At 44.6% G+C, this 20,207-nt stretch carries 22 protein-coding genes; 8 read left to right on the forward strand and 14 right to left on the reverse strand.

The annotated features are described in order from the left end of the window. Positions 1–19 precede the first annotated feature (19 nt). The 5 genes from AC0OMU_RS19455 to AC0OMU_RS19475 all read right to left on the reverse strand — a co-directional run bounded on the left by AC0OMU_RS19455 (position 20) and on the right by AC0OMU_RS19475 (position 5,757). The gene (locus AC0OMU_RS19455) at positions 20–1,426 is read right to left on the reverse strand and encodes a right-handed parallel beta-helix repeat-containing protein (RefSeq protein ID WP_474241591.1); all 1,407 of its coding nucleotides are present in this window, start codon (positions 1,424–1,426) and stop codon (positions 20–22) included. Between the two features lie 102 nt (positions 1,427–1,528). Continuing rightward, on the reverse strand, positions 1,529–3,001 hold the full coding sequence (gene pucI / locus AC0OMU_RS19460) for an allantoin permease (RefSeq protein WP_474241432.1): 1,473 nt from the start codon (positions 2,999–3,001) through the stop codon (positions 1,529–1,531). A gap of 180 nt (positions 3,002–3,181) precedes the next feature. Then, the gene (locus AC0OMU_RS19465) at positions 3,182–4,540 is read right to left on the reverse strand and encodes an MFS transporter (RefSeq protein WP_015384868.1); all 1,359 of its coding nucleotides are present in this window, start codon (positions 4,538–4,540) and stop codon (positions 3,182–3,184) included. After that, complete coding sequence (locus AC0OMU_RS19470; RefSeq protein WP_174616662.1) at positions 4,540–5,109, reverse strand: isochorismatase family protein; 570 nt, start codon at positions 5,107–5,109, stop codon at positions 4,540–4,542. The genes AC0OMU_RS19465 and AC0OMU_RS19470 overlap by 1 nt, the downstream gene beginning before the upstream one ends. Before the next feature lie 183 nt (positions 5,110–5,292). Beyond that, the gene (locus AC0OMU_RS19475; RefSeq protein WP_082090417.1) at positions 5,293–5,757 is read right to left on the reverse strand and encodes a hypothetical protein; all 465 of its coding nucleotides are present in this window, start codon (positions 5,755–5,757) and stop codon (positions 5,293–5,295) included. A 281-nt stretch (positions 5,758–6,038) separates the two neighbouring features. Here AC0OMU_RS19475 and amtB point away from each other — a divergent pair, with 281 nt between their 5' ends. The 3 genes from amtB (at position 6,039) to bcrC (ending at position 8,377) form a co-directional block, all read left to right on the forward strand. Then, positions 6,039–7,253, forward strand: coding sequence for an ammonium transporter AmtB (gene amtB, locus AC0OMU_RS19480; protein WP_003227757.1), 1,215 nt, complete (start codon positions 6,039–6,041; stop codon positions 7,251–7,253). An 11-nt stretch (positions 7,254–7,264) separates the two neighbouring features. Beyond that, positions 7,265–7,615, forward strand: a complete 351-nt coding sequence (locus AC0OMU_RS19485; protein ID WP_003221829.1) for a P-II family nitrogen regulator — start codon at positions 7,265–7,267, stop codon at positions 7,613–7,615. A gap of 180 nt (positions 7,616–7,795) precedes the next feature. Continuing rightward, complete coding sequence (gene bcrC, locus AC0OMU_RS19490) at positions 7,796–8,377, forward strand: undecaprenyl-diphosphate phosphatase BcrC (RefSeq protein WP_003243362.1); 582 nt, start codon at positions 7,796–7,798, stop codon at positions 8,375–8,377. 40 nt (positions 8,378–8,417) lie between these two features. Here bcrC and AC0OMU_RS19495 read toward each other — a convergent pair whose 3' ends face one another. Both AC0OMU_RS19495 and spoIIQ read right to left on the reverse strand, forming a co-directional pair. Beyond that, positions 8,418–8,840 (reverse strand): VanZ family protein, encoded by a 423-nt coding sequence (locus tag AC0OMU_RS19495; protein WP_003227753.1) that lies wholly within the window; start codon positions 8,838–8,840, stop codon positions 8,418–8,420. A gap of 110 nt (positions 8,841–8,950) precedes the next feature. Beyond that, complete coding sequence (spoIIQ, locus tag AC0OMU_RS19500; RefSeq protein ID WP_047183325.1) at positions 8,951–9,823, reverse strand: stage II sporulation protein spoIIQ; 873 nt, start codon at positions 9,821–9,823, stop codon at positions 8,951–8,953. A gap of 142 nt (positions 9,824–9,965) precedes the next feature. Between spoIIQ and AC0OMU_RS19505 the strand changes: the two genes are divergently transcribed. The 3 genes from AC0OMU_RS19505 to AC0OMU_RS19515 all read left to right on the forward strand — a co-directional run bounded on the left by AC0OMU_RS19505 (position 9,966) and on the right by AC0OMU_RS19515 (position 12,955). Continuing rightward, positions 9,966–10,457 (forward strand): GNAT family N-acetyltransferase, encoded by a 492-nt coding sequence (locus tag AC0OMU_RS19505; protein ID WP_080030753.1) that lies wholly within the window; start codon positions 9,966–9,968, stop codon positions 10,455–10,457. After that, positions 10,454–10,969, forward strand: coding sequence for a DUF5362 family protein (locus AC0OMU_RS19510; RefSeq protein ID WP_015384876.1), 516 nt, complete (start codon positions 10,454–10,456; stop codon positions 10,967–10,969). Before AC0OMU_RS19505 ends, AC0OMU_RS19510 begins: the two co-directional genes overlap by 4 nt. Positions 10,970–11,176: 207 nt before the next feature. Beyond that, the gene (locus AC0OMU_RS19515) at positions 11,177–12,955 is read left to right on the forward strand and encodes an N-acetylneuraminate synthase family protein (RefSeq protein ID WP_080344235.1); all 1,779 of its coding nucleotides are present in this window, start codon (positions 11,177–11,179) and stop codon (positions 12,953–12,955) included. Positions 12,956–13,048: 93 nt separating this feature from the next. On the opposite strand, the gene AC0OMU_RS19520 is transcribed toward AC0OMU_RS19515, so the two are convergent. Continuing rightward, positions 13,049–13,483: a DUF5392 family protein gene (locus AC0OMU_RS19520; protein ID WP_003244359.1), complete on the reverse strand. Its 435-nt coding sequence runs from the start codon at positions 13,481–13,483 to the stop codon at positions 13,049–13,051. Between the two features lie 242 nt (positions 13,484–13,725). Between AC0OMU_RS19520 and cls the strand changes: the two genes are divergently transcribed. Beyond that, positions 13,726–15,174 carry a cardiolipin synthase gene (gene cls / locus AC0OMU_RS19525; RefSeq protein ID WP_003243311.1) on the forward strand — a complete coding sequence of 483 codons (1,449 nt, stop codon included), beginning with the start codon at positions 13,726–13,728 and terminating at the stop codon, positions 15,172–15,174. Positions 15,175–15,197: 23 nt separating this feature from the next. Here cls and mta read toward each other — a convergent pair whose 3' ends face one another. Beyond that, the gene (gene mta / locus AC0OMU_RS19530; RefSeq protein WP_327830287.1) at positions 15,198–15,971 is read right to left on the reverse strand and encodes a transcriptional activator Mta; all 774 of its coding nucleotides are present in this window, start codon (positions 15,969–15,971) and stop codon (positions 15,198–15,200) included. 144 nt (positions 15,972–16,115) lie between these two features. Here mta and AC0OMU_RS19535 point away from each other — a divergent pair, with 144 nt between their 5' ends. Beyond that, positions 16,116–16,499 carry a DUF5362 family protein gene (locus AC0OMU_RS19535; protein WP_014478231.1) on the forward strand — a complete coding sequence of 128 codons (384 nt, stop codon included), beginning with the start codon at positions 16,116–16,118 and terminating at the stop codon, positions 16,497–16,499. Between the two features lie 34 nt (positions 16,500–16,533). On the opposite strand, the gene AC0OMU_RS19540 is transcribed toward AC0OMU_RS19535, so the two are convergent. The 5 genes from AC0OMU_RS19540 to ureA all read right to left on the reverse strand — a co-directional run bounded on the left by AC0OMU_RS19540 (position 16,534) and on the right by ureA (position 20,173). Further along, positions 16,534–17,175: an NAD(P)-dependent oxidoreductase gene (locus AC0OMU_RS19540; protein ID WP_047183327.1), complete on the reverse strand. Its 642-nt coding sequence runs from the start codon at positions 17,173–17,175 to the stop codon at positions 16,534–16,536. Positions 17,176–17,242: 67 nt separating this feature from the next. Continuing rightward, positions 17,243–17,644 (reverse strand): Rrf2 family transcriptional regulator, encoded by a 402-nt coding sequence (locus tag AC0OMU_RS19545; protein WP_003227734.1) that lies wholly within the window; start codon positions 17,642–17,644, stop codon positions 17,243–17,245. Between the two features lie 134 nt (positions 17,645–17,778). Next, positions 17,779–19,488 carry an urease subunit alpha gene (ureC, locus tag AC0OMU_RS19550; RefSeq protein ID WP_047183328.1) on the reverse strand — a complete coding sequence of 570 codons (1,710 nt, stop codon included), beginning with the start codon at positions 19,486–19,488 and terminating at the stop codon, positions 17,779–17,781. Further along, positions 19,485–19,859: an urease subunit beta gene (gene ureB, locus AC0OMU_RS19555; protein WP_015384879.1), complete on the reverse strand. Its 375-nt coding sequence runs from the start codon at positions 19,857–19,859 to the stop codon at positions 19,485–19,487. The genes ureC and ureB overlap by 4 nt, the downstream gene beginning before the upstream one ends. Further along, positions 19,856–20,173 carry an urease subunit gamma gene (gene ureA, locus AC0OMU_RS19560; protein ID WP_003227724.1) on the reverse strand — a complete coding sequence of 106 codons (318 nt, stop codon included), beginning with the start codon at positions 20,171–20,173 and terminating at the stop codon, positions 19,856–19,858. The genes ureB and ureA overlap by 4 nt, the downstream gene beginning before the upstream one ends. Between the last annotated feature and the right edge of the window lie 34 nt (positions 20,174–20,207).

Below are 20,207 nucleotides of genomic sequence, written 5' to 3' on the forward strand. Positions count from 1 at the left end.
GAACGCCGCTTATGGCATATTATTCAATGACTTTCCGCGCAGGTGAATCAGGATCTAACGAAAAATCATAGGACGCTTCATCACGAAACATCGGATCGGCATAAATGGATTGCTGATCGTTTTTTGTTGCTTTTCGATACGAAGAAAATGAATCATATTCTTTCTTTTTCCACATCCATATGCCGTCTTGATCCGCTTCCTTGTGGTACACGTTATGATTGATCGTATTTCCTTCATTTTCTGTAAAATCGTTTCCGATAAATAATCTGGAATCACCGGCCGTCAATATATTCTTTTCAATTGTGTTGTTTTTCGTATCGTACTGCAGCAGCAGCTGTCCGCCGTACAGTCCCTTTGTGTCATTCCGGTACATAATATTGCGGGCAATCAGAGAATTGCTGGTGCCGCCCCGCTTTTTGTCATATCCTCCGATTGAAATACCGGTGTACGCATTGTTGTACACTTTGTTGTCTGTGATCTGAATGGCATTTGCATACTTTCCTTTGTGTTCAGACGTTGCTTCAATCCCAATATCGTTATCGTAAACTGTGTTGTTCTTAATTTCGATATCGTGTCCTCCATCGACATAAATCCCGCCCGCTGAGTATTCATCTCCATAAGCAGGATTGCCGTAAGTCGAGTTTTGATAAACTGTATTGTTTTCTACGACTCCGTTTCGCACATAATCGTTTTTATCCGCGGTTCCCTCATAACCAATAAGATCGATCCCGATGTTGTTATTGTTGCGGACCAGATTGCCTGCAACAGTGAACCCGTCGATATTACCGTTCAGCACAACTGCTTCACTCGCTCCAAGCGTCAGATTCTCAACTATATTGTCCTCGATTTGGATGTCTTTCATGCTGCCAGTCCCATAAACTGCGATTCCGTGAGCATTTCCTTCATCCGCTGTTGTCTTAATACCCCGGATGTGATTATTCTTAATGGCGATATGACTGCTGGACCCTGATACATAAATCCCTATAGCAGTTGCTTCCTCAGATGAAACAGAAAGATCTTGAATTGTTAAACCGCTGATGGCAATGTCATGTTTATCGTGAATACGAATAAGAGGTGTTTCATATTCAGCGTCCGTAAGGGATTCACCGCTAATCACGACGTTTTCATTTTCATAGTTTCGGAATGTGATAGGCTTTCCGTCCGTACCGCTGTGATTTACATCAAGGATTTCATGATACGTGCCCTCCCGAATCATGACAGTTGTGCCGGCAGCAGCCTTCTCAGATGCGTGTGCCAATGTACGAAACGGTTTTTCTTTTGTTCCTTCATTTTGATCACTGCCATTTGGAGAAACATATAAGCAGTCTTCGCATCCTTCCTCATTTGCCTTTGTCTTATCAAAAACACAAGCGAGGATGCCCAACGTTACAATACCTGCCAAAAGGATAAAATACCATTTTCTCATTTTCGATTCCCATTTCGTTTTAGAATAGATTTCTAAAACCATTATAAATGCTCTATTTATGGAAAACCATTTCAAAAATATGAAAATATACCGGCAGATACCTTATTCAGCCTGGCGGACCTGCGCGTGTTCAACCGTTTCAATCGCCGACGATGCAGGCGGGTGAACACGCATCAGAACAATATAGAAAAGAAAGGAAATCAGCACACCTACAAACCAAGAAATATCGTATAAGCTCTTCAATACAGGAACATACATGCCAATCAGCGAAATCAGCGCTCCTAACATTGTGGCTGCAAACGCACGGTAATTGTAGCCCTTCCAATACACATACCGTCCTGTTTCGGAATACAGGTCATCTACCGAGAGCTCACGTTTGCGAATGATAAAATAGTCGGCCATCATCACGCCTGCCACCGGTCCAAGCATGCCGCCTATTAAGCCAAGAAACGCATACACGCTTGTCGCGCTCTCCATCAGCTTCCATGGAACCGTAAATAAAGCGAGCAACGCTGTGATAAAGCTGCCACGTTTGAAATTGATATATTTCGGAAGGGCATTCGCTATATCATAAGCGGGCGATACGATGTTCGCCGCGACATTTACAGAGATCGTGGCGATGCAGAGCGTGATCACGGACAAGACGATGACATAAGGATTATCAAACCGCGCCAAAATATCGACAACATCCCAAATCGGCTCTCCGAACGCGACCTGCGAGCCGGAGGTCACCGTAATACTTGCGAAGGCGAACAGCGCAAATGTTCCCGGCAAACCGTAAAATTGCCCTTTGATTTGCTCTTTTTGTGTTTCAGCAAACCGTGTAAAATCAGGTATATTTAAGATCAATGTCGCCCAGATGCCGATGATGCCAGTAACTCCGGCAGCAAACGGCCAGAATGTTTCTGAAAACGTATGAAACTTTCCTGGTTGAGAGTATATCGGGCCCAATCCTCCGGCAATATCAACGGCCCACCATACCATGCCGCCAAATACCAGATACACTAAAGGCCCTGCCCACACCTCAAAACGTTTAATCGACTCCATGCCGTGATGCAATACGAGTAAATGAATGGCCCAAAAGAATACAAAGGAAAGCAAACCAGATAAGTGAATGCCGAGAATGTTCCACTCGCCGCCAATTTCTCCCCAGCCCGGCCACATATTCAAAAGCAAAATGTTCAATGCCGTGCTACCCGCAAAGGTCTGGATGCCAAGCCACATGATAGCTGTAAACGCCCTTAGAAGCGCGGGGATATTCGCACCGTATATCCCGTAAGAAGCCCGAATGATCACTGGAAACGGCAGCCCGTATTTTGTCCCCGCATGGCCGTTTAAGGCAAGAGCGCCAAATAGGATAAGCGATGCCGTAATAATGATTGCCAGCACCTGCCAAGGCGAAAGGCCGATCGCAATTAATCCTCCCACCGTCGCGTAGGTCGGTATGTTATGTATACATCCCATCCAAATGGAGGCAAAGTTCATTGCTTTCCATGTCCGTTTTTCCTGTCCCAAAGGCACCAGATCTTCATTGCTCAGCCTGTTGAATTGCTGCTGACTCTCTTTTAATTTCATAGCCGGCTCCCCTTTCCATATTGTCTATATGTCGTCACACGTTATGTTTTTTGACATTAGATGTCACTTAATATAACTGAAGAGTCAGACAATAACACTGGCTATGATATACAATTTTCCCATTTGTATTTGAACAGCTTAAACAAGAAAAAGAGACAGACCTCAGAGTCTGTCTCTTTCTCAAGTTGCAGCTTTCATTAATGCAGCAAATCTAACAGCCATTAACAGGCTTGCTCCGCCCGCTATGATCATAATGATTCCCATCATATCAAAATGGGCTGCCGTGATTTCTTTACCAAAAAGAACGCCAAGGATCACCGAAGACAAAATCGATCCTAGGTAACGGCAGGTTTGAAACAGGCCTGAAGTCGTTCCTACCATGTTGGAAGGACTCGTTTTCAGCATCGCTGCCTGAAGCGCGACATTGCCCAGTCCGTAGCCTATACCCAAGAGCGACAGAATGAGGCCTTTACCGATGGTCTGGACATTGATAAAAAAGATGGTTAAGAGCACGGCTCCAGCCGTCATCAAAAGTGCTCCCGCAAAGATCGGCTTGACGACACCAGATCGGTCGATCCATTTGCCAGTTAAAGGTGACACAACGATGCTCATTCCAGACATAAACAGCATAAACAGGCCGCTCGTTTGAACAGAAAGATGCATTTCATCCTGAAAGTAACTTGGCAGACCAAAAAATAAACAATAGAAGAAAACATTCAATAAAATAAACTGAACATACACGGCTGACAGGTTACGTTGTGTTTTAAACAGACGGACATCAATAAATGGCTTATCCGTTTTCAGCTCGCGCCAGACAAACGCACAGAGCAGAAGCAAGCCAAGCACACCTTCAACCGCATGCGGCGACGTGCTGAACGACAGCAAAAAGGATAGAAGGAAAATGATTCCTCCGGCAAATAAAACAATTCCAAGAATGTCGAGCTGCCGAATAATGGTTTTGATTCCTGCCCCTTTTTTCTGATCTTTCGGGAACATATACAGGCCCAATAAGAAGCTGAGGATAATAAACGGCAAATTAACGATAAAGATCGCCGGCCAGCCTCCCCATACAATCAAAAACCCGCCGACTGTCGGCCCCAGCGCCGTCATGGCGGACGCAAAAATAGAGAGTACAGCCAAGGCTGAAGCTTGGCGCTCATGAATATGATTCCGAATCAAGCCAACACCTGACGGATAAATCGCACTGCTTCCCACCGATTGAAACAGCCGCATGACCAATAATGTCATAAACGTCGGCGCAAACGGCGCTCCGATGGCAGAAACCGCAACAAGAATAAGCCCGAATAAAAACAAGCGTTTCCGCCCAATCAAATCACCGAGCTTTCCCGTTACGGGCTGCGCTACGGCACTCGCCAAGTAAAACGAGGAAATCAGCCAGGAAACCGTTGTAAACGAGAGGTGAAACTCATGCTGGATGCTATGGAGCGCAAGAGAGATCATAGACGAGTTCAGCGGATTCAGCATTGTTCCCGAAGCCACCGCTGTTAAAAAAACAGCCCGGCTTTTTTTCGATAACATCATTTCACTTGTTCCAGAAACTCTTCCGTTGTCCGCGATTTACCGATTCTCGGGAAAATAAAGCGCAGTGTGGCTTCATGCTCTTCATCACTAAATGTGGACATGGCATCTGTAATAAAAATCTGCTGATAACCAAGCTGAAATGCCTCCCGTGCTGTGCTTTCCACCCCGATATTCGTTGCGATGCCGCACAATACAATCGTATCAATGCCGCGGCGTCTCAGCTGCAAGTCTAAATCTGTGCCAAAAAAAGCACCCCATTGCCGTTTTGTCACAGTATAATCGCCATCCTGCACACCGATTTCCGGAACAAATTCGGCCCAGTCCGCCGGCATTTCCCCTGAACCTCTCTGCGCAGGCTCATCCGTTTGCGGCTTCAGGGCGTCCGCTCCATCATGAAAGGCTACATTTACAAAGCTGATGAACCCGTTATGTTTCCGAAATTCATCTACGAGCTTTTTCGCGTTCGGGACAACCTGGCCGCTTTGATCAATCGGTACAATTCCCTTTTGTAAATCAATGATAATCAATGCTGTTTTTTGAAAATCAATGTTGAGTGTATTCATCATACGTCTCCTCCTGATACTGTTAGTGTTTCTCACATTGCATATTTTACTCTTCACACTGCCTAGGTTCTTTTATGATGCTTGTGAAATTCTCAGAAGGAGCGTTTTCTCATGATTTTTCTTTTATGTAGTAGTAACAGGTTGTGCATACGAACAAACCGGCCAGCACTGTAATCATAAGGGGCGTCATCGCTTCATCACCTGCCTGCTGTCTATCGGTTCCTGCCTGAAAATGCCTATGAATTTGCGGCGGTCCATCCAAAGCAGGATGAGACACATAACCATTAATATCGTGCTAAGATCCTGCACGCCAATATCAAAACAATAGTTAATCAAGACGATGTTCACAATAATGGGCATAAAAATAACCGCCCCTAATGCAGCTGTTCGCGGAATCAGTAATAAAACAGCTGCCAGGATTTCACCAAAACCTATAAACAGTTCATAGACATGAGAATAACCGAAAAATGTCCACGCGATCGTAAACCCCTTCCCGGCAGCCGCCTCGATTTCAGGCGTCACCTCGCCAAACTGGCCAATCACCACTTTCGCCAGACCGTACACGAAAAAATTAAAGGCTAAAAACAATCGGAACGTCGCGGGAATCGACTTGCGTACCGCTTTCCTCAGCCTGCCGCCTTTATTCATCATACATCCCCCTCAGTGTATCATTTGATATAGTACACTTAATACAGTATAGAGTATTCTAATTAATGTCAATTCCCTTTTCCGCTCATATGAATAGCTTCTTTTATAGATATAAAGTCTTATATCGTAAAAAATGCAGTTCTCCTTTCTTTCCATCCCTCGATAACACTCCTTAAAAACCATGTTAGGAAATCTTACATGAAAATGTTTTATCATTCTTTTTTCTCTATAATGAAGAAATATAATAATTGCTTTTTATTCTGAAAGATACGGAGGAATGAGACATGCAAATGGGCGATACAGTTTTTATGTTCTTTTGCGCTTTACTCGTGTGGCTGATGACCCCGGGATTAGCGTTATTTTATGGAGGAATGGTAAAGAGCAAAAATGTGCTGAGCACTGCCATGCACAGTTTCTCTTCCATTGCCATCGTTTCCATCGTTTGGGTGCTGTTCGGATATACACTTGCCTTCGCACCAGGCAATTCAATCATCGGCGGACTGGAGTGGGCCGGCCTCAAAGGGGTCGGATTTGATCCGGGAGATTACAGCGATACCATCCCCCACTCGTTATTTATGATGTTCCAAATGACGTTTGCCGTTCTGACTACAGCGATTATTTCCGGGGCTTTCGCAGAGCGGATGCGATTCGGCGCTTTTCTTTTATTCTCGGTTTTATGGGCCTCTTTGGTTTACACACCCGTAGCGCACTGGGTATGGGGCGGCGGCTGGATCGGCCAGCTTGGAGCGCTCGATTTCGCTGGCGGCAATGTTGTTCATATTTCCTCCGGTGTGGCAGGACTTGTTCTTGCTATTGTGCTTGGCAAACGGAAAGACGGCACAGCGTCTTCTCCGCATAACCTCATTTACACCTTCTTAGGAGGAGCTTTGATTTGGTTCGGCTGGTTCGGTTTTAACGTCGGCAGCGCTTTGACCTTAGATGGTGTAGCCATGTACGCCTTCATCAACACAAACACCGCGGCTGCAGCCGGGATCGCCGGCTGGATCTTAGTAGAATGGATCATTAACAAAAAACCGACAATGCTTGGAGCGGTATCTGGAGCAATCGCCGGGCTTGTCGCCATTACGCCGGCTGCCGGATTTGTCACACCGTTCGCTTCCATTATTATTGGCATCATCGGCGGGGCAGTTTGTTTCTGGGGAGTATTCTCGCTTAAAAAGAAATTCGGATACGACGACGCGCTTGACGCCTTTGGCCTGCACGGGATCGGAGGCACATGGGGCGGAATCGCAACAGGATTATTCGCAACAACCTCTGTTAACTCAGCGGGCGCAGATGGGTTATTTTACGGTGATGCAAGCTTAATCTGGAAACAAATCGTCGCCATCGCCGCCACTTATGTTTTTGTATTTATTGTCACTTTCGTTATTATTAAAATTGTAAGCCTCTTCCTTCCCCTTCGCGCAACTGAAGAAGAAGAGTCACTTGGGCTTGACTTAACGATGCACGGGGAAAAAGCATATCAAGATTCTATGTGAGGAGTGACGCTATGAGCGGTCAAATGTTCAAGGTAGAAATTGTAACGCGTCCGGCAAATTTTGAAAAGCTGAAGCAGGAACTCGGAAAAATCGGAGTGACCTCTCTGACTTTCTCCAATGTACACGGCTGCGGCCTTCAAAAAGCACATACGGAGCTCTATCGAGGGGTAAAAATAGAAAGCAATGTATACGAGCGTTTAAAAATAGAAATTGTGGTCAGCAAGGTTCCTGTTGATCAAGTGACTGAGACCGCTAAAAGGGTGCTGAAAACGGGATCACCGGGTGACGGTAAAATATTTGTCTATGAAATCAGCAATACGATCAACATCCGCACAGGCGAAGAAGGACCTGAAGCACTTTAATATCGGTACGAGATTCGGACACTCCGGATCTCTTTTTTTGTGCACAGAATCCCCCCAGAAACCGCGATTCCTCTTCGAATTCTCTTCAAGCGCCGTTATTTCAGACAATCTCTATTTTTATTTGAAACTTTTCATGAGTAAGATTAGTCTACTAAATATAAAAATGTAAAAGGTGATTATTTGAACTACGAAATTTTTAAAGCAATCCATGGACTATCTCATCACAATTCAGTTCTCGATTCCATTATGGTCTTCATCACGGAATATGCCATTGTCGCCTATGCCCTTATCCTATTGGCAATCTGGCTGTTCGGGAACACACAAAGCAGAAAACATGTGCTATACGCAGGCATCACAGGAATTGCAGGCCTTGTGATCAACTATTTGATTACGCTTGTTTATTTCGAACCGCGCCCGTTCGTTGCGCATACAGTGCATACACTGATTCCGCATGCTGCGGATGCTTCATTTCCAAGTGACCACACGACAGGTGCATTAGCGATTTCTATTGCGATGCTTTTCAGAAACCGCAAAATCGGCTGGCCGCTTGTCATTTTTGGGCTTTTGACAGGCTTTTCGAGAATTTGGGTGGGACATCACTATCCGGTAGATGTATTGGGCAGCCTCGTTGTCGCCATCATTATCGGGTTCCTTTTCTTTAGATTTTCAGATCTGCTTCGCCCGTTCGTCGATTTGGTCGTGAGGATCTATGAAGCCATTATCAATAAACTGACGAAAAAACCAACCGATCAAAATTTCTAAGAAAGACAAAAGCCGGCGTCTTTAACCAAGACAGCCGGCTTTAATATTTCTCATACATCTCTTGTTTTCTTCGCTTCGCCAACACATATAAACCATAAAACAACCCAATTCCAACAGCATCGATGAGCACATCCCGGATACAACCATTCCTGCTGAAGAAGAGCTGAAGAACTTCTGTGAAAAAAGCAAACGCGAATGAGCCGGCTGCAGCTGATCTTATGCTGCCCCGCTGTTTCCACAGCAAATATGTCAGCACAAAGAAGGAAAACGCATGTCCGATTTTTTGAATAAACGCTTCAGGTACAGTAAGCTCAGTAAAATCCATAACTAAAAATTGAGACAGATCAGGGTGCGGCTGAAAATGAAAAGCCACCGTTTGCGATACGACCATGCCGCTGAAGCTTTCCGTACAGACAGAAAGCAGGATAAAAAAGATCCAGCCTGCTAGCAATAGGCGGTTCATGACATAACCTCCTTTATAGCGTACGTGCCTACATGTAACTACATAGACGGTAAAACAAAGCAAAAAGTAACAGAAAAAAACGCCCATCACAAGGATAGACGTTTTCTTCATTAAGACTGTTCAGTGTCTTCTGTTGTGCTGCTTTCTTTGGAACCAGATTTGTCAGTTGAATCATCCTTTTTCTCACCGGATTTTTCTTCTGTTCCTTTTTCAGTTGATCCGTCCTTTTTCTCGGAAGATTGCTGAATGGATTCTTCTGTTTCTTGGGTGGCAGCTTTTTCTTCAGCAGCTGCTGCTTTTTCAATAGAAGAAACTGGTTTGTCCATAAAGTTTAACGGATTCATTGCGACCCCATCTTTACGGATTTCAAAGTGCACGTGGTTTCCGCTGTCTTCACTGTAAAGGTTCTTGCCAGATTTTCCGATCACTTGATTTTGTTTTACTTTGTCACCTTGCTCAACGCTTACTTCGGAAAGAGATTGATACACAGTCGATAAACCGTCGGCATGTTCTACTTCCACAACATATCCCAGCACTGGATCTTTTTCAGCTTTAACAACCGTACCGCTCAGAGAAGCAGAGACATCGAAATCTTTTCCGTCTTTCTCAGCTAAGTCAATTCCTTTGCTTAGGCTGTACGTGTTATTATAGGTAACGAGTGCTGCTTCTTTCTCTTCTTTTGCGGCATCGGTTTCATAGAACTTTTTCACAACAGAAACGTTTTCAGAATCAACAACCGGCATTGCGACATTTTCCATTGACTTTCCTACTTCAACTGCATCGTCGTTGTTGTCATATGCGGCGTTTCCGCCGTTATCAGCCAACTGATCCTTTACCTCATCATTTGATACTGATTGATACCAAAGGACAGCTGTTAAAATGACGGCCGCACTGACTAAGTAAATTGCAGGGAACACCCAGCGTTTACGAAAAAACTGCTGAAGTTTTTTGACTTGAGAAGTTTTCTTTTCTTCCTCTCTCATTGTTTCATCACCTCAGCAACATTCTGAACACTTTTCTGAAAATATATACACCTATCCAAAAAACTTTTTTAGATGTAGTTTGCGCAGACTGTTACGAAAATATGTCATTTTTTTTTGAGAGGAGTGCCAAAAACGTATGAACATGACATTGCGCCTTGCTGAAAATAAAGATCTGGAGGCTGTTGTTGCGATTTATAATTCAACGATTGCTTCTCGAATGGTAACAGCCGATACCGAACCGGTAACTCCTGAAGACCGGATGGAATGGTTTTTAGGACATACAGAGGCACGTCCGCTCTATGTGGCCGAGGACGAAAATGGAAACGTCGCTGCCTGGATCAGCTTTGAAACATTTTATGGAAGGCCAGCCTATAATAAAACAGCGGAGGTCAGCATATACATTGACGAAGCATGCCGCGGCAAAGGTGTTGGATCATATTTGCTTCAAGAAGCGCTCCGCATTGCCCCGAATCTTGGCATCCGCTCACTTATGGCCTTCATTTTCGGGCATAATAAACCAAGCCTGAAGCTGTTTGAAAAGCACGGGTTTGCAGAATGGGGACTATTCCCCGGCATCGCCGAAATGGACGGGAAAAGATACGATTTAAAAATTTTAGGGAGAGAGCTTTCATGATTAGTCTGGATAAAGATGAAAACGAAATTGAAAATCATAATGAAGAAAATAGCCTCGTTGAAGAGGAGACTGCACCTGTTGAGGAGACCCGCCAGCTGAGTGCCTCTGCTGTCAAGTCGCTATCCGACATTGCCAAGTGGGGCAAAATTTCTGGCATCTTGTTAATCATTATGGGATCGCTTGTCACTCTGTCTGTTTTGATGACAGTGATTGGCGCCATCCCGGGCGTACTGCTCATTATATCAGGCGTATTTTTGATGCGCTCAGCAAAAGCAGCCGCGGAAGCCGAAGGAAATCTAGCCGGCAGCGCTGGCGAAAGCATGCTTGAAAATTACGGGACATTTATAAAAATGCAGCTGTTTTATGCAGCATCCAGTATCGTTACTGTCCTGATCGGGATTATTGTAGCCATTTTCGTGCTGGTGGTAATCGGCATTGCTGCTTTTGAGAACACGCCTTCGTATGATGATCCGGATTCTTATTATTATGAGGATGATCCGGTGTTTGAATAATGATGAAACAGGACAGGGCATGAGTTCCGGATCAAACGGAACCATGCCTTTTTTATTTGTCTATTTTCCGTAAAATTATCAGTCAAAGCAGGCTGGCATAAACACCAAGTCTTGAAGCAAGCATACAATCTATTAAAATGACTCGGTCTTTCAACTCGAAAGCGGCATCAGCAGGTTTGTCTCAATAAACATAAAGGAGTGGGACATTTGGAAAATAACAGCCCTTCGGAAAAAGTAAAAGTGATAGCTGAAATCGCAAACGCCCATCAAGGAAAAGAGGAGAACCTCAGAGCACTCATCAAGGCTGCAGCTGAAAGCGGAGCAGATGGTGTGAAATTTCAGTGGTTCAAATATGACTGTATTGCAACACCTTGTTTTTTTGCTTATGAGTCGTATATCGAGCTGTTTTTGAATGAAGACGTATGGAAAAATTGTGTCGCATATGGAAAAAGCCTTGGATTAGAAATATGGGTGGATATTTTCGATTTATGGGGAGCAGAGCTTTTTTCGCACCTTCAGCGTGACATTGACGGCATTAAGCTTCCAACAACCATCCTTCAATCCACGGAGATCATGAAAACGATAGGTATGACTGAGAAGCCTGTGCTCATCGGAGTTGGGGGATGGTATGAAGAAGAGATTGATCAGTTGATGCCGCTTGTAAAACAACATATGGACAATCAGCTCATACTCATGCACGGATTCCAAGGATATCCCACAACATTAGAGGATATTAACCTAAAACGGGTTCAACATCTAAAGGAAAGATACAAGGTTCAAATTGGATTTGCGGATCACATTGACGCAGAGCATCCGCTTGCAGCCGACCTTCCTGTCTATGCGTTTTTCTCAGGGGCCTCTGTTATTGAAAAACATATAACCCTAAACCGGGCAGCTAAAGGGTTTGATTATTATTCTTCACTAGAGCCAAACGAATTCAAACTAATGACAGAAAAGCTTAAGCAGGCCCAAATTGCAGCGGGGTCAACTGAAGTAAATGAATCTGAAAGAAAGTATTTGCACGATTCCTCTTTACGTGTGACTGCTAACCGGGATATAAAAAAAGGAGAAATTATAACGCTGGAAAAAACAAGTTACAAAAGATGCGGAAATGAAAATGCACTGATGCCTTTACAAGCCGAAGACGCTTTCCCTCAAGTCGCAACTGCTGATTTATCGTTAAACCAGCCTGTTACACCCAACGATATTAAAAAACCAAGAATTACGATTGCGGTAATATGCCGGCTAAAATCGACCCGTTTGCCAAAAAAAGCGTTGCTCCCGATTTATGGAATTCCATCTGTCGAGCGCTGTTTAATCAATTGTCTGGCTGTCCCTTCTGTTGACGAAGTTGTGTTGGCAACGTCAAATCTTCCTGATGACGATCCGCTTGAAGCTTTCACTCTAAATGGAAAGGTCAGAATCGTAAGGGGTTCCCCCGAAAATGTGGCAGAAAGAATGCTTGAAGCCGCGGCGTTAACAAAAGCCGATATCATTATCCGGGTGACCGGCGATTGCCCAGCGGTTTCACCTGAAGTGCTTCAATATTTAATTGAACAGCACTTGCAAAAAGGAGCAGATTATACTCAGGAACTTTCAAGTTCAGCAGGAATTTCCGGGAATATTATTACTGTTGAAGCTCTTCAGCGGCTTGTACAGCAGCCAAAACCGTTAACCCATACAGAATATCTTTCTTTTTATTTTGTAAACAATCCTTCCCTATTCACCATCAATCAAGTCAGCTTGCCGAAAGAACTCCATTATCCATCTTGGCGATTAACCCTAGATGAACCTAAAGACTTAGAATTGTTTGAACAAATATATCAAAACCTGGATGTCAAAAACGAACCGCTCTATTTCAGCCGGATAAGAGATTATTTAACAGAAAACCGGCACATTTCAAAGATCAATCAAGATGTGTCGACTAAATGGATCGATCAGGCATCATTAGTAGAGGAAATCAACAAAGCAACGCTGTTACCTTGAAATAAATAACAACTCGTGTCCGTATCCCAAGTCATACAAAAAAACACACCCGGATCGTCTGAAAAATCTCAACAATCCGGGTGCAGATCTTCTTTAATACATTTTTTTGCGTCTGTCTTCCTCAGTCAAAAATTCAACAAAACTCCGCATCGCAAAAGGCTCTTCCTTTATTTGTCGTGCGTAGGAGCTTTTCCGCTCTTCTGAAAGGATTTCGCTCTTTTTGATCCTGTTCAGCATATAGATGTGAACCGTTTTTTGGATTTGTTTATGCTGATAGCCTGCCTCTTTAAAAAATGCGAGCCCGAGCGCCGCCAAAAGGGCGAATATGCCTGCGCTGATCAGGGACTCCCTGTCAGCTGAAGCATGAAATAGAAAAGCAGCTAAATTAAAGAGAGAGAATGCAGCAAGCGGAATAGCAAGAAAACGGTAAATGACGGTTTTTTTCATGAAAGGCTGTACGGCCTTTTGAATTTTTTGCATTTCTGTTTTGATGAACCCCGGCATTTGTTCGACTCTGTAAAAGTTCATATAATCCTCCCCCTTTATTTGATGTTTCAAGCTTCACGAACGTTATCATATGTGTTTATTTTAACGCAGGTGCAAGCTGGTTTTAAAGAAATCTGCCCGTATTTTTCACGAAGAATCTGGATCGCCGCTCTTTATTCTTTTAAAATGTGAGTGTTATAATTTGTAATGGGAATCAGATCACTGTTATTCATGGAATACTAATGGCAATCTTCTTGATAAATATGAATGAGCGGGGTTACAAAGTGAGTATTTCTTCCATCCTTTTATCACTTTTTTTCATTTTAAATATTCTTTTGGCCATCATTGTCATCTTCAAAGAACGGCGCGATGCCAGTGCATCTTGGGCGTGGCTGCTTGTTCTTTTCTTTATTCCCGTTTTAGGCTTTATTTTATACTTATTATTCGGCCATAATCTCAGACGCAAGCATTTGTTTCAATGGGAAGACCGGAAAAAGATTGGAATTGAAAGGCTGCTGAAGCATCAGCTTGAAGATTTAGAAACCAAGCAATTTCAGTTTAACAACCGGGCAACCTTTGATAACAAAGATTTAATTTATATGCTGATTATGAATAACCATGCTGTGTTTACAGAGGATAATTCAGTTGACGTCATTACAGATGGACGGGATAAATTTCAGCGGCTGCTGAGTGACATTTCAAAGGCTAAGGATCATATCCATTTACAGTATTATATTTATAAAGGCGATGAATTAGGCAAAAAATTGCGCGACGCTCTCATCCAAAAGGCGAAAGAAGGTGTTCAGGTCAGAGTGCTTTATGATGAACTCGGGTCCAGAACGCTGAGAAAAAAGTTTTTTAAAGAGCTTCGCGAGGCTGGCGGGCATGTGGAGGTCTTTTTCCCGTCAAAGCTCAGGCCGATTAACCTGCGGCTGAATTACCGGAACCATCGAAAGCTTGTGATCATAGACGGTATGACCGGTTATGTCGGAGGTTTTAACGTCGGAGATGAGTATCTAGGGCTTAATCCGAAATTCGGTTATTGGCGGGATACGCATATCCGGCTGCAAGGAACGGCCGTGCACGCCATCCAAACACGGTTCATCCTTGACTGGAACCAAGCTTCTCATCACCATACGCTGACATATATTCCAAATCACTTTCCTGATTACGGCCCAAAAGGCAACGTCGGGATGCAGATTGTCACAAGCGGCCCTGATTCGGAATGGGAACAAATTAAAAATGGCTACATCAAAATGATTTCGAACGCCAAGCGTTCCATTTTGATACAAACACCTTATTTTATCCCAGATGCAAGCCTGCTGGATGCTTTAAGGATCGCTTGCCTTTCGGGCATTGACGTTAACATTATGATTCCGAACAAGCCCGATCACGCCTTTGTATACTGGGCGACACTTTCGTATATCGGCGATCTGCTGAAAGCCGGAGCCACTGTCTATATTTACGATAACGGCTTTATTCACGCGAAAACCATCGTGGTGGATGACGAAATCGCTTCAGTCGGCACAGCGAACATTGATGTCCGAAGCTTCAGGCTGAATTTTGAGGTTAATGCATTTATTTACGATATCACCATTGCTAAAAAACTGGTTTCAACGTTTAAAGAAGATTTGCTAGTATCCAGAAAATTCACCTATGAGGAGTATCTGCAGCGCCCGTTGTGGATTCGAATAAAAGAATCCGTCTCGCGGCTGTTGTCGCCGATCTTATAAGATGCGCCAAAAACCCCCGGCCTTTACGGCCGGGGGTTTTCCTGATGGTCACAGTAAATGATGATTGCCTCCCGCAAAAAAGCGGCAAGACCTTCTCCATATTGATTGATTGAATCGGTAAATCGCTCGTCAGTGATATACACTTCCCCGAGTCCTCTGAAAATGTCGAGTGTGCAATCGTAATGATATTGGCAAATATGATCGCGAAATGCCCCCACTGCGGCCTGAACCTCTGCATCATCGGGCCCATGCTTCATTCGCGCCGCAATTCGTCTGTAAATCGAATCAAATTCAGCCATGATCGTGCGCCAATCATCTGCCGAGTATGCAGATGTCCTTTTGTCTGTTTCTTCTGCGATTTCCTTTCCATACAGCTTTCTGACTTCATCAGCGTATGTCTGCTGGTGCTCTTCAATGTCTTTCATGCTTAATCCGGCAAATAAATCCCTCTTATTCATCGTTTCCCCTCCATCAACGGACAAAAGCGTCCTGTCAATTGTTTGAATCATCTCATCCATTCTTTGTTTTTTCTTCATCAATATCTCCTTTTGCGACTGAAGTGCCGCTTTCCGGTCAAAATTCGGATGATCCAGCATCTCTTTAATCTCATCCAGACGAAACCCGATTTCCTTGAAAAATAAAATCTGCTGCAGTCTTTCCAGGTCTGCGTCACTGTACAAACGATACCCAGCATCAGTAAGCGCTGAAGGATTCAGAAGCTCAATATTGTCATAGTGATGAAGCGTCCGAATGCTGACGCCTGATATCTCCGCCACTTGTTTAACTTGATATTTCATACATAACACCTCCTCTTTTTTATCGTAAACAATCACGCAACGTTAGGGTCAATCCCCAAAATGTTATTTTCTATATACAAAACTTCTCACAAATAGTGTATAAAAGAAAAGTGAGTATTTTTTTGTAAAGGGGAGCCAGTATACATGAATCCTGAAACAATGAACAAAACCCTCATCAGCATTTCGAAATGGGGAAAAGCTACAGGCATTTTATTTATTATTATGGGCGCAATTACCGCGCTTTCAGGCGCGTTCATTTTTCTAATCGGTGCCGTGCCAGGCGTACTGCAAATTATTTCCGGTATCTTTTTGATGAGGTCAGCTAGGGAAGCAGGCCAAATGGCTGAACACAATAGCGGACAGTCTGAAGACTTAATGCTGGAGAATTACGCGAAATTCGTAAAGATGCAAGGGATTTATTTGATCGTAAGCATTGCTGTATCCATTCTTGCGATTATCGCCTTCTTCATCTTTTTAATGCTTGGGATTGCTGACGGCCTTTTCAGCGATACGTACAGCACTTATTAATGAGAAAAACCCGGAGCTGGCTCCGGGTTTTTTATTATTCCGCTTCGCTTACCACTGTGAAGCGTTCATTTTTGTGTTCAGGATGTTCAAGCTCATCCAACACGGCAATGGCATAATCTGCATAGCTGATATAGCTGTCGCCTTTTGCATTTACGATGACATTGTCTTTTCCTTTTTGGTAAGAGCCAGTCCGTTTTCCTGCTGGATCAAAAAATGCCGCAGGACTGAGGAACGTCCAGGAAATGGAGTCTGTCTGCTGCAAATCTTTCAGATTCTCGCCTTGATTTGATGCAGTTGGCAAATATTCTTTCGGAAATTCCGGCGTATCCATTAAACGGGTTGTTTTGGCTTCATCAACAAACAGGCTTCCCGCTCCGCCAACAACAAGCAATCTTGTGTGCTTCGCGTCCTTTAAGATGCTGATGAGTGCTCTTCCTGCTTCAACATGAAGATGTTCTTGGCCGGGTGCTGCTCCAAAAGCGTTTACGACCGCGTCGAAAGACTTGATGTCTTCCGCAGTCAGTTCAAACACATCTTTTTCCAAAATCGCTACGTCCAGCTCCTGCACTTTTGAAGCGTTTCTGACGATGGCTGTCACTTCATGGCCTCTTGTTTTCGCTTCTTTCAAAATCTCGTTTCCCGCTTTCCCGCTTGCGCCTATAATACCAATTTTCATTTTTCATTTCCTCCTTATTTGTAACAATTTTAGTTACATGTTAGCGGTGAGAAGTCATCCCTTTTGATTAAAAGAGATGATTCATAACATCTTTTAATGACTTGCTTGCCAGTTCATTTTCCATCGCTCTTTGCACACTTTCAAACGTTTCATCCAGAGCGTTCTGAATTTTTTTCCCTACCGGACATTTCGGATTCGGGTTTTCATGAACCGCAAAGAGTTCTTCTTGCTTTTGGACAGCCCGATACACTTCTAAAAGAGAAATATCAGCAGGATCTTTTTTGAGGCTTGCACCCGGCACCCCGGCGCGTGATGTGAGAATATCAGCTTTTTTCAGCAGGCTGATCATTCTTCTCACAACTACCGGATTTGTGTTGACACTGTCAGCAATGATTTCTGAAGATGTTTTTTCATCCATCGAGATGAGGGATAAAATATGAATGGCAACAGCAAGACGGCTGTTAATCATGTTTTTTCACCACCGTTGTAACTATAATAGTTACATTTGATTCGTTTGTCAACATCTAATATACACTAAATACACTTGTTTTGTGCACCGTTTTTAGTCAATAGAACGGCCGGATGCACTCCGGCCGCGTCTTATCAGAATAAGAAATATCTTTGTCCAAGGGGGACATAATCGACAGGCTGGCAAGACAACTCCTCCCCGTCAGCAAAGACCTGATAGGTTTTTGGATCAATCTCAATCTTCGGCAAAGCCGAGTTCAGCTTCATATCCAGCTTGCTCAGCTTTCTGATATTTTTGACTGGAGAAATCCTTTTTTCCAGCCCTAAGCTTTCCGCTACACCACGCTCTATGCTTGCCTGAGACATAAATGTAATCGATGTTGAGCGGTTGGCTTTTCCGTAAGACGCATACATTTGGCGCATGAAAACCGGTTCAGGAGTCGGGATGGACGCGTTCGGATCTCCCATTTGCGCACGTGCAATCATGCCGCCCTTTAAGACCAGTTCCGGTTTTACGCCGAAAAATACCGGGTCCCACAGAACGAGATCAGCAAGCTTCCCTTTTTCCACCGAGCCGACCTCATGGCTGAGCCCGTGCGTAATTGCCGGATTAATCGTGTATTTGGCAATGTACCGTTTTGCGCGCACATTGTCATTCCCGTTTTCGCCGGCAAGAGCGCCGCGCTGTTTTTTCATTTTATCGGCTACCTGCCATGTTCGGATGATCACTTCACCGACCCGCCCCATCGCTTGGGAATCCGATGATGTCATGCTGATCGCACCGATATCATGGAGAATATCCTCCGCGGCAATCGTCGCCGCCCTGATTCTGGAATGGCTGAACGCCACATCTTCAGGCACTTTCGCATCTAAATGGTGGCAGACCATCATCATGTCAAGATGCTCATCCATCGTATTAACGGTATAAGGAATGGTTGGCGTTGTAGATGACGGCAGAATGTTCGCGTAAGAGGCGAGCTTCATAATATCCGGGGCATGGCCGCCGCCTGCCCCTTCTATGTGATAAGTATGAATGACCCGGTCCCCGATCGCGTCGAGCGTGTTTTCCAAAAAGCCCGCTTCGTTAATCGTATCGGTATGGATGGCAACTTGAATATCAGCCTCGTCCACAACTTCCATACACGTTTTAATGGCGCTTGGCGTCGTGCCCCAGTCTTCATGAAGCTTAAGGCCGATGGCGCCCGCTTCCACCTGCTCGATCAGCGGCGCTTTATCGGATGCATTCCCTTTTCCTAAGAAGCCGACATTGATCGGAAACTCCTCGGCCGCTTCCAGCATCCTCGCCATATACCACGCCCCGGACGTACATGTTGTCGCTTTGCTTCCTGTAGCGGGTCCTGTTCCGCCTCCCAAAAGGGTCGTCACACCTGAAGAAAGCGCAACTTCCATCTGCTGAGGACAAATAAAATGAATGTGCGTGTCCACTCCCCCAGCTGTTAAAATTTTGCCTTCACCGGAAATCACCTCTGTCCCCGCTCCGATGACCATGTGCGGATCGACTCCATCCATGATATCAGGATTTCCGCTTTTTCCGACACCGACAATCCGGCCGTCTTTCACACCGATATCCGCTTTGACAATGCCTGTGTAATCCAATAGCACGACGTTGGTGATAACCAAATCCAAAGCGCCGTCCTTCCCTGTGATTCTGCCGTTTTGGCCCATGCCGTCGCGGATTGTTTTTCCGCCGCCAAAGATCATTTCTTCACCATATACTGTGAAATCCTTTTCGACTTCGATCCATAAATCCGTGTCGCCCAATCTGATTTTATCGCCCGTTGTCGGGCCAAACAGTTCCGCATATTCCTCCCGTGACATTTTCATCGGATTACACCCTCCATCCAGCCTGCTTGTTTTAAGTTGGCCAACGTTTTTTCTTTGCCGCGTTCATCGATAAACGTGTCGGCCATTCCGTTCAGCCCTCTAATTGTCTTGCGCCCTCTAATTTCCACTAGTGAGACCGTTTTCTGCTCTCCCGGCTCAAAACGGACCGACGTGCCTGATGGAACATCAAGACGCATGCCAATCGCCAGCTCACGGTCAAATAATAAAGCCCCGTTGGCCTCCGCAAAATGAAAATGCGAACCGACTTGAATGGAGCGTGATCCGGTGTTTTTTACCGTTACCTCCCGTATCTCACGGCCTTCATTAATCGTAATGGTTCCCACAGCAATTTGAAATGCTCCCGGCTTCATGACTTCACCTCCGCAGAAATTGGCTGATGTACCGTAACAAGCTTTACTCCATCCGGAAATGTGGCCTCCACCTGAATGCTGTCCAGCATCTCAGGCACACCCTCCATCACATCTTTTTCCGTTAATACATGGCGGCCGGCTTCCATCAGCTCTGCTACTCCCTTCCCATCACGTGCGCCTTCCATAATAAAGCAGGTGATATAAGCAGCAGCCTCAGGATAGTTCAGCAGAACGCCCCGCGCCTTTCGCTGTTTGGCTAATTCCCCCGCTGCAAAAATGAGCAATTTTTCTTGTTCAACCGGTGTCAGTTTCATCTGTAATCCTCCTTCTTTTGTCATACAAAGCGGA

It is taken from the genome of Bacillus sp. FAU18, assembly GCF_056033885.1.